The sequence below is a fragment of the Allorhizobium sp. GW101-3B10 genome, assembly GCF_059424725.1.
In genome coordinates this window covers 4,738,322-4,755,200 of the sequence record NZ_JBWKZR010000001.1, presented here as the reverse complement: position 1 = coordinate 4,755,200, position 16,879 = coordinate 4,738,322, and the positions used below count along the sequence as shown (strand labels likewise).

Annotated in this window: 16 protein-coding genes and 1 pseudogene; 7 read left to right on the top strand and 10 right to left on the bottom strand. The window is 64.7% G+C overall.

Going from position 1 to position 16,879, the window contains the following annotated elements:
- Positions 1-35: 35 nt before the first annotated feature.
- Together AC07Y0_RS23260 and AC07Y0_RS23255 are read right to left on the bottom strand one after the other, a co-directional pair.
- The gene (locus AC07Y0_RS23260; protein WP_498679970.1) at positions 36-1,238 is read right to left on the bottom strand and encodes an efflux RND transporter periplasmic adaptor subunit; all 1,203 of its coding nucleotides are present in this window, start codon (positions 1,236-1,238) and stop codon (positions 36-38) included.
- Between the two features lie 71 nt (positions 1,239-1,309).
- Positions 1,310-2,116 carry an alpha/beta hydrolase fold domain-containing protein gene (locus AC07Y0_RS23255; protein WP_498679969.1) on the bottom strand — a complete coding sequence of 269 codons (807 nt, stop codon included), beginning with the start codon at positions 2,114-2,116 and terminating at the stop codon, positions 1,310-1,312.
- A gap of 350 nt (positions 2,117-2,466) precedes the next feature.
- Here AC07Y0_RS23255 and AC07Y0_RS23250 point away from each other — a divergent pair, with 350 nt between their 5' ends.
- Positions 2,467-3,411: a LysR family transcriptional regulator gene (locus tag AC07Y0_RS23250; protein WP_498679968.1), complete on the top strand. Its 945-nt coding sequence runs from the start codon at positions 2,467-2,469 to the stop codon at positions 3,409-3,411.
- Positions 3,412-3,495: 84 nt separating this feature from the next.
- Here the strand turns inward: AC07Y0_RS23250 and AC07Y0_RS23245 are convergent, their stop codons facing one another.
- From AC07Y0_RS23245 to AC07Y0_RS23235, 3 genes are read right to left on the bottom strand one after another with little or no spacing between them, the layout of a single operon-like run.
- Positions 3,496-4,749 (bottom strand): dihydrolipoamide acetyltransferase family protein, encoded by a 1,254-nt coding sequence (locus AC07Y0_RS23245; RefSeq protein ID WP_498679967.1) that lies wholly within the window; start codon positions 4,747-4,749, stop codon positions 3,496-3,498.
- Positions 4,750-4,752: 3 nt separating this feature from the next.
- Complete coding sequence (locus tag AC07Y0_RS23240) at positions 4,753-5,766, bottom strand: alpha-ketoacid dehydrogenase subunit beta (RefSeq protein ID WP_498679966.1); 1,014 nt, start codon at positions 5,764-5,766, stop codon at positions 4,753-4,755.
- Position 5,767: 1 nt separating this feature from the next.
- Positions 5,768-7,000: a 3-methyl-2-oxobutanoate dehydrogenase (2-methylpropanoyl-transferring) subunit alpha gene (locus tag AC07Y0_RS23235; RefSeq protein ID WP_498679965.1), complete on the bottom strand. Its 1,233-nt coding sequence runs from the start codon at positions 6,998-7,000 to the stop codon at positions 5,768-5,770.
- A gap of 460 nt (positions 7,001-7,460) precedes the next feature.
- On the opposite strand from AC07Y0_RS23235, the gene AC07Y0_RS23230 reads away from it, so the two are divergent.
- From AC07Y0_RS23230 to AC07Y0_RS23205, 6 genes are all read left to right on the top strand, one after another.
- Positions 7,461-7,934, top strand: a complete 474-nt coding sequence (locus AC07Y0_RS23230) for an Lrp/AsnC family transcriptional regulator (protein WP_498679964.1) — start codon at positions 7,461-7,463, stop codon at positions 7,932-7,934.
- Positions 7,935-8,022: 88 nt separating this feature from the next.
- Positions 8,023-9,195, top strand: coding sequence for an isovaleryl-CoA dehydrogenase (locus tag AC07Y0_RS23225; protein WP_498679963.1), 1,173 nt, complete (start codon positions 8,023-8,025; stop codon positions 9,193-9,195).
- Between the two features lie 10 nt (positions 9,196-9,205).
- Positions 9,206-10,807 carry a carboxyl transferase domain-containing protein gene (locus tag AC07Y0_RS23220; RefSeq protein ID WP_498679962.1) on the top strand — a complete coding sequence of 534 codons (1,602 nt, stop codon included), beginning with the start codon at positions 9,206-9,208 and terminating at the stop codon, positions 10,805-10,807.
- Positions 10,808-10,812: 5 nt separating this feature from the next.
- Positions 10,813-12,810 carry an acetyl/propionyl/methylcrotonyl-CoA carboxylase subunit alpha gene (locus AC07Y0_RS23215; RefSeq protein ID WP_498679961.1) on the top strand — a complete coding sequence of 666 codons (1,998 nt, stop codon included), beginning with the start codon at positions 10,813-10,815 and terminating at the stop codon, positions 12,808-12,810.
- A 1-nt stretch (position 12,811) separates the two neighbouring features.
- On the top strand, positions 12,812-13,726 hold the full coding sequence (locus AC07Y0_RS23210) for a hydroxymethylglutaryl-CoA lyase (RefSeq protein ID WP_498679960.1): 915 nt from the start codon (positions 12,812-12,814) through the stop codon (positions 13,724-13,726).
- A gap of 3 nt (positions 13,727-13,729) precedes the next feature.
- On the top strand, positions 13,730-14,500 hold the full coding sequence (locus AC07Y0_RS23205) for an enoyl-CoA hydratase-related protein (protein WP_498679959.1): 771 nt from the start codon (positions 13,730-13,732) through the stop codon (positions 14,498-14,500).
- A gap of 125 nt (positions 14,501-14,625) precedes the next feature.
- Here the strand turns inward: AC07Y0_RS23205 and AC07Y0_RS23200 are convergent.
- From AC07Y0_RS23200 to AC07Y0_RS23180, 5 genes and pseudogenes are all read right to left on the bottom strand, one after another.
- A pseudogene (locus tag AC07Y0_RS23200) lies at positions 14,626-15,063 on the bottom strand (IclR family transcriptional regulator domain-containing protein); the annotation flags it as partial.
- Positions 15,064-15,187: 124 nt separating this feature from the next.
- Entirely contained in the window at positions 15,188-15,814 is a 627-nt protein-coding gene (locus tag AC07Y0_RS23195; protein WP_498679958.1) for a nitrogen fixation protein NifQ, read from the bottom strand.
- A gap of 32 nt (positions 15,815-15,846) precedes the next feature.
- Positions 15,847-16,167, bottom strand: coding sequence for a ferredoxin III, nif-specific (gene fdxB, locus AC07Y0_RS23190; protein WP_498679957.1), 321 nt, complete (start codon positions 16,165-16,167; stop codon positions 15,847-15,849).
- A complete protein-coding gene (locus AC07Y0_RS23185) occupies positions 16,167-16,367 on the bottom strand; it encodes a CCE_0567 family metalloprotein (RefSeq protein ID WP_498679956.1) in 201 nt (66 codons plus the stop codon). The genes fdxB and AC07Y0_RS23185 overlap by 1 nt, the downstream gene beginning before the upstream one ends.
- Positions 16,368-16,382: 15 nt before the next feature.
- Positions 16,383-16,865: a NifX-associated nitrogen fixation protein gene (locus AC07Y0_RS23180; RefSeq protein WP_498679955.1), complete on the bottom strand. Its 483-nt coding sequence runs from the start codon at positions 16,863-16,865 to the stop codon at positions 16,383-16,385.
- Positions 16,866-16,879 lie beyond the last annotated feature (14 nt).

The window sequence follows — 16,879 nt, the reverse complement described above, 5'->3', positions numbered from 1 at the left end:
GGAAAGAGGCGGGGCGTCGGCGCCCCGCCCGCCCGTCAGTTCACGACCGCGACGGCCTCTTTGGTCTGCGGGTCAACCAGCGCGCCCGGACGCACGCGCTGCAGTCCGTTGACGATCACCTTGTCGCCATCGGCAAGCCCGCTCACGACGATCCGCTCGCCATCGGCACTGCTGCCGAGTTCGACCGGCCGATAGGTCACCTTGTTTTCGGCATCGACGACGAAGACGAACTTCTTGTCCTGGTCGGTTCCGATCGCCCGTTCGCTGACGAGGATCTTCCTGTCCGGTCGTGGGTCGCCCATGCGGATGCGCACGAACTGGCCCGGGATCAACAGACCTCGCGGATTGTCGATCACGGCGCGGACCGCAATGGTGCCGCTCGACGCATCCACCTCGTTGCCGATCAGTTGCAGCTTGCCCTTTATCGGCGTGCCCTCGTCGGCGAGCGTGCCGATCTCCACCGGAATCTGGTCGATCGGCGGTAGCGCGCCATCGGTCGCCGGCAGCCTGGACAGCGCCCGCGCGACGATTTCCTCGCTGGCGTTGAAGCTGGCATAGATCGGGTCGGCCGATACCAGCGTCGTCAGCGCCGAGGAGGTGGATCCGGCGGCAACGAGGTTGCCCGCGGTGATCGCCACCTTGCCGGCGCGGCCGGATACCGGGGCGCGGACCTTGGTGTAGTCGAGCTCCAGCACCGCGGAACGAAGGACGGCCTGGGCCGTCTTCAAAGCCGCTTCGGCTTCGGCGACCGCGTTCTGGCGCTGGTCCAGATCGCTCTGTGAGATCGTGCGGTTGCTCGCAAGCCGGCGGCCGCGTTCGAGTTCCGTATTCGCCAGCGCCACCTTGGCTTCCGCGGAGGCGACCTGCCCGGCTGCCTGGGCAACGGTCGCCTCATAAGGCGCGGGATCGATGGTGAAGAGGAGGTCTCCGGCCTTCACCAACGCGCCTTCGCGGAAATTCACGGACTGGATCGCGCCGCCGACACGGGGGCGGATCTCGACGCGGTCGACGGCTTCCAGCCGCCCGGAGAACTCCTGCCAGGTGGTGACGTCGCGGCTCTTCACCACGGCCACCGTGACCGGCGTCGCCGGCGGGGCGGCGGCAGCGGCACCCGCGTCTTCCGTCTCCGCGGCTGCCTTGCTGTACGGCAGATCGAGGAACAATGCGGCTGCCGAAATGGACGCAGCCAGTCCCAGGCCGGTGCCCGCGAGGGCCCAGCGCTTTGCTTTCCTTGTCATCGTCTAGCTCCTTGCGGCCTTGGGGCGCCGCGTGTGGTCAAATGCTCTAAGTCTTCTAAAGGGTCTTCAAATCAGATCTCTGATCTCTGAATGCCGATGTCGCGCACGAAACTCGCGAACTGGCTGCTTGCGCTTTCCTGCCAATTCGGGGTTTCCTCCGTTTTTCCGCCATACACCGATGGCCAGCCTGTCCCGGCGGGAAGGACATGCTGTCGAACCTCGACGCCCGCGCTCTTCAGTCGCTGGGCATAGATCAGCGTCTCGTCGAGAAGCGGGTCGTCCTGCGATGTCAGCAGGAGCGCCGGCGCAATTCCCGACAGTCGCGAACAGGCGGACGGGGCTGCATAAGGGTGGCAGATGCCGCCGCTCAGATAGTGGCTCCATCCTTCCGCCCAGAGATCCCGCATGCCGATCGCCTCCGCCTTGCGAAACGAAGGCGTCCCCATGAAGGGGTCGAGCAGCGGCGAGACCAGCACCTGACCGTCCAGTTCGTCGGCAAGATGGTCGCGAGCCTTGAGCGTAACCGCGGCGGCGATATTGCCGCCCGCCTCCGAACCGCCGACAAGCAGCAGGGACTTGCGATCGCCGAAGCCGGCACGCTTCTTCGCCATATAGGAGAAGACCGAAAATCCGACCTCGAGCGGTTTGGGGAAGACCGACCCGAGGGCATTGTAGTCCGGCACCACAACGATTGCGCCGGTACCCGCCAGGCATTCCGCCATCGGGCAATCGACCAGTCCGGTATGGCGAAACGCACCGCCGTGAAAATAGATCAGGACCGGCGGACCCTTGCCATAATCCGCACCCTGATAGACCCGCACGGCGATGCGGCCGACGGCCACATTGTCCAGCGTCATATCCTTGATCTCGACCGGCATCGGACCGCTCACTCCGGACGCAATGCCACCAGGCACAAGCTCACGAAGAACATCCCCGGCACGGGCAGATAATGCGGAACGCGCATCTCATGGACCTTTCCTTGTTGGTCGGCCGCCACGGACATTCACGAATGTCGCGCAAGAGGCCACCAGGATCGACAAGATTTCAAACGCAAGGATGCGATTCAATCGCCACGTGACCGACAATTGTGGGCTTGGCTATCCGTCGACACTTTGCTTTTCTTGAAACCCAATGTACTTTATTCCCAAAACCGAACAAGCTCACAAATGTGAGAACACTGTTCGATATCTCGAACAATACCGCGTCGCATACTGACAGGAATCGTCACATGGATCAGCTATCGGCCATGCGCGCCTTCGTCCGGGTGGTGGAGATGGGCAATTTTACCCGCGCCGCCGAAGCGCTCAGCCTGCCCAAGGCCACGGTGACCAATCTCATCCAGGGCCTGGAGGCGCATCTTCACACCAAGCTGCTGAACCGCACCACGCGGCGCGTCATGGTGACGACGGATGGCGCGCTCTACTATGAGAGGGCGACGCAGATCATCTCCCAGCTCGACGAGCTCGACACCAGCCTGTCCAGTTCGCACCTGTCGCCGAGCGGCCGGCTACGGGTGGAGATGGCGGGCGCCTTCGCCGACGGGATCGTCATTCCGGCCCTGCACGACTTTCACGCGCGTTTCCCGGATATCCGCGTCGATCTTGGCGTGGGCGACCGTCCCGTCGACTATCTTGCCGAAAACGTCGACTGTGCGCTTCGCGCCGGCGTTCCGGCCGACCAGTCGCTGATCGCCCGTCGGGTCACCGAAGTCTCCGTGGTGACCTGCGCCGCGCCGAGTTACCTGGAAAAGCACGGCACCCCGCAGCACCCTTCCGAACTGGAGGATGCCCACCACTGCGTGAGCTATTTCATGGCCCAGAACAATCGCGCGATGGCGTTCGACTTCGAACGGGCCGGTGAAAAGCTCGAAATCAACGCCCGTTACGTCATCGCGGTGAATGACGCCCGCAGCTACCTGACGGCGGCGCTGAACGGGCTGGGCATTTCTCCGATGCCCTACTTCATGGTTTCGGACGCGTTGGCAAAGGGCGACCTCGTTCGCGTGCTACCCGAATGGCGCACGGAGCCCATTCCGCTCTACATCGTCTATCCACCGAACCGCCACCTCAGCAACAAGGTTCGGGTCTTCGTCGACTGGCTGGTGCGCCTTGTGGCGGACAGGAAACTCGACCGCCCGCCGGACCACCCTGGATCCGAGGCCAAGAGCACATAGGCGCCCAACGAACGCTCCGATCTCTGCGCCGGCGCTGACCTGCGCCGGCAATCCCCGACGCAGGCTGATGTTCGGCAACGGGCATCAGCCCTCGACGAAGATCAGTGCAGGTGCCTCGATCAGCGCTCTGAGCCGCTGGATGAAGGTCGCCGCATCCCAGCCGTCGATCACGCGATGGTCGAAGCTGGACGACAGGTTCATCATCTTGCGGGGCAGGAACTGGCCCTTTCCATCCCAGACCGGCCGCGTGGCGATCTTGTTGACGCCGATGATCGCCACCTCCGGGTGATTGATGATCGGGGTCGAGACGATACCGCCCAGCGAACCGAGCGAACTGATGGTGATCGTCGAGCCGGTGAGTTCCTCGCGTTGGGCGCTGCCGCTTCGCGCCGCCTCGGCGACGCGTGTCAGTTCGGCGGCGCAATCCCACAGGCTGCGGGCCTCCGCGTGGCGGACGACCGGCACGGACAGCCCGGCCGGCGTCTGGGTGGCGATGCCGATATGCACGGCGCCGTGGCGGGAAATCACGCCCGCCTCGTCGTCGAAGGTGGCGTTCATCGCCGGCTGCTCCTCCACCGCCTTCACCAGCGCCCGCATGAGAAAGGGCAGGATGGTCAGCTTCGGCTGATCCGGCTTTCGCCTGCCGTTCATCACGGTGCGAAGCTCCTCGAGAGCGGTGACGTCGACTTCCTCGACATAGGTGATGTGGGGAATGCGCGAGACCGAAAGGGCCATCCTCTCGGCGATCTTGCGCCGCATCCCGGTGATCCTGATTTCCTCGACGCCTGTCCTTCGGGCGAGGCCGGCCATCGTGCCTGAAGGCGGCGCGCCGGCCGACAGCAGGCGATCGAGGTCCTCATGCATGATCCGACCGTCCGGCCCCGTCCCCGCCACCTGGCCGAGATCGATGCCCGCCTGCTCCGCCCGGTGGCGCACCGCTGGAGCGGCCAGCGGCTTTGAAGTAGGCTCGGCGGCCGGTGTCGCTAACGATGCGGTTTGCGGCGAGACCGCTTCAACCGCACTGTCGACGGGCGCCTCCGTTTCGACGGCCTCTGCCGTCGGCTGTTCCTCAACCGACACCGGCTCTGCCGCTTCATCAGCAATCTCGATCCGCACCAGCGGCGCCTTGACCGCGATCAGGTCGCCCACTTCGGCGGCAAGCCAGGTCACGACACCCGCCACGGGAGACGGGATCTCCACCGTCGCCTTGTCGGTCATCACGGCGGCCAGCACCGTGTCCTCCCGGACGGGATCACCGGGTTTCACATGCCATTCGACCAGTTCGGCCTCGGCGACACCTTCGCCGACATCGGGCATATGGAGAACATATTCGCTCATGGCTTAGCCTTTCATGATGTCTTGGAGCGCCTTGCCGACGCGCAGAGGTCCGGGGAAATAGTCCCATTCCTGGGCATGGGGATAAGGCGTGTCCCAGCCGGCGACGCGTATGACCGGCACTTCCAGATGGTAGAAGCAATGCTCCTGCACGAGGGCGACCACTTCCGCCCCAAAGCCCGAGGTGAGCGTCGCCTCATGGACCATCACGCAGCGGCCGGTCTTCGAAACGGATTCGACGATCGTGTCGAGATCGAGCGGCAACAGGCTTCGAAGGTCGATGACTTCCGCGTCGATACCGGTCTCCTCGGCAGCCGCCAGGGCCACATGCACCATGGTGCCGTAGGCGATCACGGTGACGTCAGTGCCGGGCCGTCTGATCTCGGCCTTGCCGAACGGCACGGTATAGTGGCCATCGGGAACGTCGCCGAGCGCATGGGCCGACCAGGGAACCACCGGCCGGTCGTGATGGCCGTCGAACGGCCCGTTGTAGAGGCGTTTCGGCTCGAGAAAGATCACCGGATCCGGATCTTCGATCGCCGAGATCAACAGGCCCTTGGCATCGACCGGGTTCGACGGAACGATGACCTTCAGGCCGCAGACATGGGTGAACAGGGCCTCCGGACTCTGGCTGTGCGTCTGGCCACCGAAGATCCCGCCGCCGGTCGGCATGCGCAGAACGATCGGGCAGGTGAAATCGCCGTTGGAGCGGTAGCGGATGCGCGCCGCCTCCTGGGTGATCTGGTCATAGGCGGGATACATGTAGTCGGCGAACTGGATCTCGACGCAGGGCTTCAGGCCATAGGCCGCCATGCCGATGGCGGTGCCGACGATGCCGGATTCGCTGATCGGCGTGTCGAAGCAGCGCGTCCGGCCGTATTTCGCCTGCAGCCCCTGGGTGGCGCGGAACACCCCGCCGAAATAGCCGACGTCCTCGCCGAAAACGACGACATCGTCGTCGCGCGCCATCGACACGTCCATGGCGCTGCGGACCGCCTCAATCATTGTCATTCTGGTCATCTCAGCACCCCGCCATCTTGCGTTGCCGTTGCAGATGGGGCGGGATTTCGGCATAGACCCCTTCGAAGATGTCGCGCAGCGGCGGCTTGCCGCCGGCATGCAGCGTGCCGTGGCTCTCGGCCTCCTTCTGCGCCCTGATCACCTCGTCCATGATCTCCGCCTCGGCCTGCACATGCCGCTCCTCGGACCAGACGCCGCGCACGATCAGATGCTTCTTCAGCCTGAGAATCGGGTCACCGAGCGGCCATGCTTCCGATTCGGTCTTGGGCCTATAGGCGCTCGGATCGTCGGAGGTCGAATGGCCGCCGACGCGATAGGTGACATATTCGACGAGCGTCGGGCCGAGGTTGCGTCGCGCCCGCTCGACCGCCCAGCGGGCGACCGCATGGACCGCGAGATAGTCATTGCCGTCGACCCTGAGCGCCGGAATACCGAAACCCAGACCGCGGGCGGCAAAGGTGCCGGACCCACCCCGGGCAATGCCCTGGAAGGTGGAGATGGCCCACTGGTTGTTGACGACGTTGAGAACGACCGGCGCCTTGTAGGTGGAGGCAAAGACCAGCGCCGAATGAAAATCCGATTCGGCGGTCGATCCGTCGCCGATCCAGGCGGCGGCGATCTTCGTGTCGCCCTTGATCGCCGAGGCCATGGCCCATCCGACCGCCTGCACGAACTGCGTGGCGAGATTGCCCGACACCGTGAAGAAGCCGTGCGCCTTCGACGAATGGAGCACGGGCATCTGCCGGCCGTGCAGCGGATCCGCCTCGTTGGAGAAGATCTGGTTCATCATCGTCACAAGCGGATAGTCGTCGGCGATCAACAATCCGGCCTGGCGATAGGTGGGAAAATTCATGTCGCCCTTCAACAGCGCCTTGCGGAAGGCGCAGCTGACGGCCTCCTCGCCGAGGTGCTGCATGTAGAAGGATGTCTTGCCCTGGCGCTGCGCCATCAGCATGCGCGCATCGAAGGCGCGCAGCATCATCATGTGCCGGAGCCCGGCGAGCAGTTCCTCGTCGGACAGCAGCCCGGCCCAGGGGCCGACGGCTTCGCCTTCCTGGTTGAGCACGCGAATGATCGAATAGGCGAGTTCGCGCATGGTCTCGGCGGCGGCGTCGATTTCCGGCCGCGGCACCGATCCGGCCCTTGGAATGCTGACATTGGAAAAATCCGGCTGGTCGCCCGGACGGACGGCGGGTTCCGGTACATGCAGGCTCAAACGCGTGCTCTCGGTCATGCCCTGTGTTTCCTCCTCACGTGACCACCTCCTCCAGGCGGCGAACTTACATTTCCTGCTCTTCAGTCACCCTTCATGGCGATGGCGGTCGCGGTGCTTGCGGCCAGGTCGGCGCGCGGGTTCCACCCGAGGCCATGCGGCCGAAGCGCCGAATGCGTCACGACGGCGTACGCATCTGCGGTACCATCCGGTCTCGTCCGGAAGGCGGCAGGGGTGGAACCGACAATAGAGACAGAATCATGCTCAGCCACTTTCCACCTCCTTGGAAAGAACCTTGCCCGCATCCGGCTCCTCCAAGCCTGAATACATCGCCGCAGCGGAGTTCAGATGAACTGTCGATGCAGGCGCTGGCAAACGCTATCACTATCCAGAATTCGTTTCAAAGCTATTCTGATTGACAGAAATGCCGATCTCGGTATCTTTGTTCCATCATTACGGAAAACTGTAGATCGTTTGATCCATGGAAGAGCTCGACGGTTTCGATCAGAAAATCCTGCATGCCCTCAGCGAGGACGGGCGGATCAGCTGGCGCGACCTCGCCTCCCGGATCGGACTTTCGATTACGCCGACGCTCCGGCGCGTGCGCAAGCTGGAAGACGCGCAGATCATCCGCGGATATACCGCGGTGTTCGACGAGAACCGCCTGCTCGGCACGATGGGCGTGTTCATCTCGGTGACGCTCGAACGGCAGATCAAGGACGTGCTGACGACCTTCGAGCAGAGCGTCTCCTCCCTTCCGGAAGTGGTCGGCGGCTACCAGACCAGCGGCAATACGGATTATCTGATCCATGCCATGGTGCGTGACCTGCCGCACTACCAGCAGCTTCTCGATTTCCTGACCACGGTTCCGGGCGTGGCCCGCATCCAGTCCAATTTTGCCATCAAGACCTTCGTGCGCCGTTCGGCGGCTTTCACCGGAGGCGAAGCGGCATAGAATACGGCAGCCGGCGTGGAGGAGACGCCGGCCGCTTTCAACGCAGGAGACGGCTGCGTCGTCATCCGTCGGGAGGAGGAGTTAAACCATGAGCCAGGACCTCGCGGCAGTCTTCGACGTCGATCTCGGGGAGGAGATCGCCGCCTTGCGCGACAGTGTTAGGCGGTTCGCCCAGGACCGGATTGCGCCGCTGGCAGACGAGATCGACCGGGAGGATCGCTTTCCCCGTGCCCTCTGGCCGGCGATGGGTGCACTCGGCCTGCACGGCATCACGGTTTCCGAGGACTATGGCGGGGCCGATATGGGCTATCTCGCGCATTGCGTGGCGATGGAAGAGATCAGCCGGGCCTCGGCCTCCATCGGCCTCTCCTACGGGGCGCATTCCAATCTCTGCGTCAACCAGATCCATCGCTGGGGAACGCCCGGGCAGAAGCGGCGCTATCTGCCCATGCTCATCTCCGGAGACCATGTCGGCTCGCTGGCCATGAGCGAGACCGAAGCCGGGTCCGACGTGGTGTCGATGCGGCTGAAGGCCGAGCGCAAGGGCGACTTCTACGTGCTGAATGGCACCAAGATGTGGATCACCAACGGTCATGAGGCCGACACGCTGGTGGTCTACGCCAAGACCGACATGGCCGCCGGGCCGCGCGGAATCACCGCCTTCATCGTCGAGAAGGGGTTCAAGGGATTTCGCCCCGGTCAGAAGCTCGACAAGCTCGGCATGCGTGGATCGCCGACCTCGGAACTGGTCTTCGAGGAGTGCGAAGTGCCGGCGGAAAACGTGCTCGGCAAGGTGGATGACGGCGTCACCGTGCTGATGAGCGGGCTCGATTTCGAGCGCGCTGTGCTGGCGGCCGGCCCGATCGGCATTATGCAGGCGGCCTTCGACCTCGTCCTGCCCTACAGCCGGGAGCGACGCCAGTTCGGCAAGCCGATCGGCGAGTTCCAGCTGGTGCAGGGCAAGATCGCCGACATGTATACGGCGATGAACGCCTCGCGCGCCTATGTCTATGCGGTGGCGCGGGCCTGCGACAACGGCCGGATCACCCGGCAGGATGCGGCGGGCGCCATCCTCTTCGCCGCCGAGCGGGCAACCCAGGTCGCCCTCGACGGCATCCAGCTCCTGGGCGGGACCGGCTACATGAACGACAGCGCGGCCGGCCGCCTGTTGCGCGACGCCAAGCTCTACGAGATCGGCGCAGGCACCAGCGAGATCCGGCGCATGCTGATCGGCCGCGAACTGTTCAAGAGCAATGCGTGAGGGGATGACGATGCAGCTCAAATCCACGCTCGCCCGCGACGAGACCTACCATGCCAATACCGCCTTCATGCGCGGCCTTGTCAAGGATCTGAGATCGCGGGTCGCCGAGATCGCGCTCGGTGGCGGAGAGACGGCGCGCCACCGGCACCTGTCGCGCGGCAAGCTTCTGCCCCGTGATCGCATCGACGGGCTTCTCGATCCCGGCACCCCGTTCCTGGAGCTGTCGCAATTCGCCGCCTACGGCGTCTATGACGAAGCCGTGCCGGCCGCGGGTATCCTCACCGGCATCGGGCGCGTGAGCGGTCGCGAATGCATGATCGTCGCCAACGATCCGACCGTAAAGGGTGGCACCTATTATCCGCTCACCGTGAAGAAGCACCTGCGCGCCCAGGAGATTGCCCGCGAGAACCGCCTACCCTGCCTCTACCTCGTCGATTCGGGCGGCGCCAACCTGCCCCGGCAGGACGAGGTTTTTCCCGATCGCGAGCATTTCGGCCGTATCTTCTACAATCAGGCGACCCTGTCGGCGGAGGGCATTCCGCAGATCGCCGTGGTCATGGGCAGTTGCACGGCGGGCGGCGCCTATGTGCCGGCCATGAGCGACCAGTCGATCATCGTAAAAAACCAGGGCACGATCTTCCTCGGCGGGCCACCGCTGGTGAAGGCGGCGACCGGCGAAGTGGTGACGGCCGAGGAACTGGGCGGAGCCGACGTCCATTCGCGCGTCTCCGGCGTCACCGACCACTATGCCAGTGACGATCGCCACGCGCTGGCGCTGGCGCGCGGGATCGTTCGCACGCTCAACCGGCCGAAACGCGTCGATCTCGAGATCCGACAACCCGTAGAACCGCTCTATCCGGCGGAAGACCTGCACGGCATCGTGCCCGACGATACTCGCAAGCCCTTCGAGGTGCGCGAAGTGATCGCCCGAATTGTCGATGGATCGGAATTCGACGAGTTCAAGGCGCTTTACGGCACGACGCTGGTCTGCGGCTTCGCCCATATCTTCGGCTATCCGGTCGGCATCATCGCCAATAACGGTATCCTGTTTTCGGAGTCGGCGCTCAAGGGCGCGCATTTCATCGAGCTCTGCTGCCAACGCGGCATTCCGCTCGTCTTCCTGCAGAACATCACCGGTTTCATGGTCGGCAAGAAATACGAGGCGGGCGGCATCGCCAAGGACGGCGCCAAGCTGGTGACGGCGGTGGCCTGCGCCAAAGTGCCGAAGTTCACCGTCATCATCGGCGGCTCGTTCGGCGCGGGAAACTACGGCATGTGCGGCCGGGCCTTTTCGCCGCGCTTCCTGTGGATGTGGCCGAATGCGCGGATTTCGGTGATGGGCGGCGAACAGGCGGCCTCCGTGCTGGCGCAGGTCCGGCGCGACGGCCTGGAGGCGCAGGGCCGGGACTGGCCGGCCGAGGAGGAAGAGGCGTTCAAGGACCCGATCCGGAGGCGCTACGAAACCGAAGGCCACCCCTACCATGCCAGCGCCCGGCTGTGGGACGATGGCCTGATCGACCCTGCCGACACGCGCATGGTGCTGGGCCTCGGGCTTTCCGCCGCGTTCAATGCACCAATCGAGCGCACCCAATTCGGCATATTCAGGATGTGATGGTGATGTTTTCCAAGATCCTTGTCGCCAATCGGGGAGAAATCGCCTGCCGGATCATCCGCACCGCGCGCCGGATGGGCATCGCCACGGTCGCCGTCTATTCCGAAGCGGACCGTGATGCCGCCCATGTGGCGATGGCCGACGAGGCCGATTCGATCGGCCCGGCACCGGCGCGCCACTCCTATCTCGACGGCGACAAGATCATTGCCGCCGCGCTGGCAAGCGGGGCCGAGGCGATCCATCCCGGCTATGGCTTCCTGTCGGAGAATGCGGATTTCGCCGAAGCCTGTGCGGATGCCGGACTGGTCTTCATCGGCCCGCCCCCGTCGGCGATCCGCGCCATGGGCGGCAAGAGCGCGGCCAAGGCCCTGATGGCGGAAGCCGGCGTGCCGCTGGTTCCCGGTTATCATGGCGACGACCAGTCGCCCGACCTGCTCGCGGACGAGGCAGCGAAGATCGGCTATCCAGTGCTCATCAAGGCCTCCGCCGGCGGCGGCGGCAAGGGCATGCGCATCCTCGCCCGGCCGGAGGATTTTGCCGGCGAACTGGCCGGTGCCAAGCGCGAGGCACTGGCGGCCTTCGGCGACGAGCGGATGCTGATCGAGAAATTTCTCGTCCGCCCCCGCCACGTCGAGGTTCAGGTCTTCGCCGACAATCACGGCAACTGCCATTCGCTGTTCGAGCGCGATTGCTCGATCCAGCGCCGCCACCAGAAGGTGATCGAAGAGGCCCCCGCCCCCGGCCTGCCGGAGGATCTGCGCAAACGCATGGGCGAGGCGGCCCTCGCCTGCGCCCGCGCCATCCGCTATTCCGGTGCCGGTACGGTGGAATTCCTGCTCGATCAAAGCGGCGCATTCTACTTCATGGAGATGAACACCCGCCTCCAGGTCGAACATCCGGTCACCGAATTCATCACCGGTCTCGACCTGGTCGAGTGGCAGTTGCGGGTGGCTACGGGCGAACGCCTGCCGGAGAGCTGGGCCGATCTCAAGATCAATGGTCACGCGATCGAGGCGAGGCTCTATGCCGAGGATCCGGACCATGACTTCCTGCCCGCGATCGGAAGGATCAGCCACCTCGTCCTGCCCGAGCCGGACGCCCATGTCCGCATCGACAGCGGCGTGCGCGCCGGCGATACCATCACCGTGCATTACGATCCGATGATCGCAAAACTGATCGTCTGGGACACGGATCGCGCCTCGGCGGTCCGCCGTCTGCGCGCTGCCCTGCGCGGCACGGCCATTGCCGGCGTGACCAGCAATGCAGGCTTTCTGGCCAGGCTGTCGCGCCTTGCGGATTTCGCCGAAGCCAATCTCGATACGGGCTTCATCGCCCGCAACGAGGCCGCCCTTCTGTCCGCACCGGAACCCGCCGAGACGACAGTGGCCATGGCGACGCTCGGCCTGCTGCTGGCCCGAAAGGTCGCCATCGAGCGCCAGTCGATGGCGACGGCCGATCCCCATAGTCCGTGGAACAGGACGAACGGCTTCCGGCTCAACGGACCGGCCCGTGAGAGACTGCGGCTTGTCCTCGGGCAGCAGGCGATCGAAACGGAGGTTCTCTATCTGGCACGCGGCTTCGAGATCGGCATCGGCGGCGAGGCCCTGGTGGTGGACGGCGTGCTTGGCGAGGACGGCCGGCTCTCGGCGATGGTCGGCGGACGCAAGCACACCGGCTATTTCCTCGCCGACGGTGAGGCCTTCGATCTCGTCGTCGACGCAAACCGCTATCGCGTCACCACCCCCGATCAGGCTGGCGCTGCTGCTCCGGAGGCCTTGGCGGGCGGCCTGACATCGCCGATGCCGGGCCTCATTCGCGCCGTGCTGACCGAAGCAGGCGATCTTGTCGAAGCGGGCCGGGCGCTCGTCATCATGGAGGCCATGAAGATGGAACACACCATCCGCGCACCCTCCGCCGGCCTGGTCCGGTCGCTGAACTGCGAGCAAGGCGCGATGGTCGACGCCGGCATCGTGCTGGTCGACTTCGAACCGGAGGCCGGCTGACATGGAGATGCCGGAAAGCGTCAAGATCGTCGAGGTCGGCCCGCGTGACGGGTTGCAGAATGAGAGCGGCGAACTGCCCGTCGCTGTCAAGGTCGAGCTCGTCGAACGCCTTGCCGCTGCGGGATTGCCGGTCGTCGAGGCCGGTTCCTTCGTCTCTCCGAAATGGGTGCCGCAGATGGCGGGGTCCGGCGAAGTCTTCCGCAGGCTTACGAAACGACCCGGCACTTCCTATCCGGCCCTCGTACCCAATCTCAAGGGGTTGGAGGCCGCGATTTCCGCGGGCGTCGACGAGATCGCGGTCTTCGTCTCCGCATCGGAGGGCTTCAGCAGACAAAACCTCGCCTGCTCTCGGGTGGAAAGCCTTGCCCGGCTCCGCGACGTGTTCGATCTCGCCGGCGCCCGCGGCATGAAGGTCCGCGGCTATGTCTCCTGCATCGCCGGCTGCCCCTTCGACGGCGATGTTCCGCCCGTCGAGGTGGAGGCCATGGCGAACGACCTGGCCGCCATGGGTTGTTACGAAATCTCGCTCGGCGACACGATCGGCGTGGGCACGGCAAGGCAGGTCCGCGGCATCATCCGTCAAGTGACCGCCGATTTGCCGCGCGAAAGAATCGCCATGCATTTCCACGACACCTATGGCCAGGGCCTCGCCAATGTGCTGGCGAGCCTCGAAGAAGGGATTGCCGTTTTCGACAGCTCCGTCGCCGGCCTCGGCGGCTGCCCCTATGCGCCGGGCGCCACCGGCAATATCGCGACCGAAGACGTGCTCTACCTGCTGCAGGGCCTCGGCATTTCGACAGGGGTGGATCTGTCGATGGTTGCGGAGACGGGCGATTGGATCAGCAGCCTGCTCGGCCGACGCACCGAATCGCGTGCGGGCCGGGCGTTGCAGGCCGGACGACAGGCGGGAGGATGAAGAATGACCGATGAACTGCTCGTCGAACGCCGCGGCAAGGTCCTGTGGCTGACGCTCAATCGCCCGCAAGTGCACAATGCCCTCAACGCAGCCGTGGTGGAGGCGCTGATCGGCGCTCTCGAGGCAGCCTCGACCGACGAGACGCTGCGGGCCGTGGTGCTGACCGGCGCCGGCGAGCGCAGCTTCTGCTCCGGCGCCGATCTCAAGGAGAGCGCGGGCGGCATGTTCCGGTCGAAAGACGGCGCCAATCCGATCGCCGAAGTGCTGCGCGCCATCGAAACCTGCAGCAGGCTGGTGATCGCCCGCATCAACGGCTCGGTCCTCGCCGGCGGCATCGGCCTCGTCGCCGCCTGCGACCTCGCCTATGCCGCCGAGCATGCGAAGTTCGGCCTGCCGGAAGTCCGGGTCGGCCTGTTCCCGATGATGGTGGCGGCAAAGCTGTTGCCCGTGATGGACCTGAGGCGCCTGCAGGAGATGGCCTATCTCGGCGAGGGCTTTACCGCGGCCGCCGCCGAATCATGCGGCCTGATCACCCGTTGCGTGCCGCAGGCCGAGCTGGACACGGTCCTGTCCTCTGCACTCGCCACGCTTGGTCAAGGCTCCCCCGCGGCGATCCAGGCTGGGAAACAGGCCCTGCGCGAAATGCGGGACATGGAGGGTGGTGACAGGCTGGCCTTCGCCGAGCGCGCCATTGCCGACCTCTCCCAATCGCCCGAGGCCCTCGAAGGCCGCGCGGCCTTTGCGGAGAAGCGGAAACCCTGGTGGGTCGACTAACGCCGCCCTGCATGCCGGAAACGCCCCACGCCGCGTCGGGCAGAACCCGTCTCGAAACTGTATCTGACAGTCCATGGAGTGCAGGTGCCGATCCCGCCGCAATGGCGCCGGGCCAAGCCCGATCGCTACACGCTGGCGCGGTTCGCCCGGTCCTGAACGCCGCCGAAGCCGAGTTTTTCCGAGATTTCGCGCGAGGCGCCGACGAGGCTCTCGAGATAGGCGCTGCGGTTGCGCAGTCCGTCTTCGCGCGGCGGGACCAGACAGAGCGTGGCGATGCAGACACCGTCGGCCTGGTAGATAGGCGCGGCGAAGCAATGGGTGAAATTCTCGACCTCGCTGTTGAAGGTGAAGAAGCCGTCCTTCGCTGCCTGTCGCACCTGGGCGATGAATTCCGCCGGCTCGATCCGCCGGCCGCTCGGCAGTATGAAGTCTTCCGGCGGGATGAAGTCGAGCATCTCGGCTTCGGACAGATGCGAGACGAGAAGGCGGCCGGACGCGGTCCACGGGATCGGAACCAGTTCGCCGACGCTCGACGAAATGCGGAAAGGCCGCAGGCCCCCCCTTCGAACTTGCAGGCGCTCCCAAGGTCTCATCTGCGGGTCTTGCCCTCGGGTCCCTCGAGAGTTTCCATGTCTTTCTCGATCGGACCGGACCGGCAAAGGAGATTTGCCCCGCCTCCGCGATGCTTTAGCCGGCGGCGACGAGCCCATTCTTCAGTCGTGCCAACCGGCTCTCGCCCGTTTCCTCCCCGAAACAGGACGCAAAGTCGGTGCAGTCCCGACAGCTTGGTGCCGTACAGAGCGAAAAGCCTTCGACCTCGCAAAGCTTGCGGTAGAAATACTTCTTCCACTTCATGTTATCGGTATTGCCCTGGGCAAGGGTGGGGAAATGCCGGTTTAGGAGGCGCGTCAGCTCGGCCCTTTCGAAAAGCCCGAGATCCTGCCAGAGGTGGTCGTCCCGCATGGCACGCCTTGCGACGATACGCGCAAAATAGGGACTTTTCGGCAGGCCGCCGTCCGCATGCTCCAGCAGCAAGGCATGCAGCATGTCTTCCTCCATATCGCGCTGCGGCGCCTCGCCCGTCGGCTTGAGATCGAAAAAACGCAGCGGCACACCTGGGAAGCTGAGACTGACCAGCCGAACCAGATCCTTCGACGAGAGACCGGTCGCTTCGACCAGACTTGCCCGGCCGAAAAGCTGTTCGTCACGGGCGACCGAAAAGACGCAGGCGAGCGCGTGCTGGTCGAAGGCGGCATCCGCATTGACCGTCGGCCATTGCCCGGCGATCAGGGCGGCATAGTGATCGGCAAACATCGCACCATCTCCTTTGGCCCATTCGATTCATGTCATGCGGCAAGCTCGCTGGCCGCCACATGGGTCTGGCAGTTCTTCGGGCACACGCGGGCGCAGGCGCCGCAGCCGATACAGGCGCCGGCCTGATCGACGACCATGATCATGCGGTTGAGCTCGCCGTCGAAATCATCCCCCTCCTCCTCGTCGTAGAGACCGAGGACCGCGCCATCCTCATCGACACCGTAGAGATGCATGACGCCGCGCGAGCAGACCTTGAAGCACCGGCCGCAGCCGATGCAGGTTTTGCCGTCGATCGCCGTCAGGTAGTCCGGCATCCAGCTAGAACCGTCGCGGGTGGCAAAGGGGCCGGACATCAGACGCCCTCCATCGCCGCGAGCTCGGCCTTCGCCGCATCGAGCTCGGCAAAGACGCCATAGGTCTTTTCGGCGACCGTGATGATCTGCGCCCAGTTGATCGGCAGGTCCTCGGCCAGATCATGCAGTTCCATCTTGGCAATTCCCGCACGGGAGTTGAGCTTGCGGACCTTCTTCTGCAGCTCTTCGAGTTCCGACATCGCCACCTCCCACCTTCAGTATTTCGCCACGTCCGGGAATTTCCCGACCATTTCGACCGCGTCCTGCACCAGCTTGTTGCCGGCCTCGGCAAGCTTGGAGAGGTTTTCGAAACCGAAGCGGTGCACGTCGCGCAAGGTCTTCAGCACGACGACGAGACGGCCGGTCGTCAGAAGCACGCGGCCAAAACCCTCATGGCTCATCTTCATCATCGGCGAAGCCATGATCCCGGTTTCCTGCTCGATGGCGAGGCCGACCGCTGAATAGAAGATCTCCAGCCGCCAGAGCACATCCGGGTCGGGATCGCCGATGATCGGAATCTCCCGGCGCTGCTCCTTCGTCACGATGAAGTCGGTGAGGATGGAGGCATCCGAGCGCCCCTCCCAGGCGTCATAGGTATCTTGCGCGCGCATCAGCCGGACAAGGCATTTCATGAACGGCGTCGCCATGGCGTCGTCGTCGGAGACGGCGGTCTTTTCGAGAACGGCAGTCGGGGTCATGGGCAGTCTCCTTT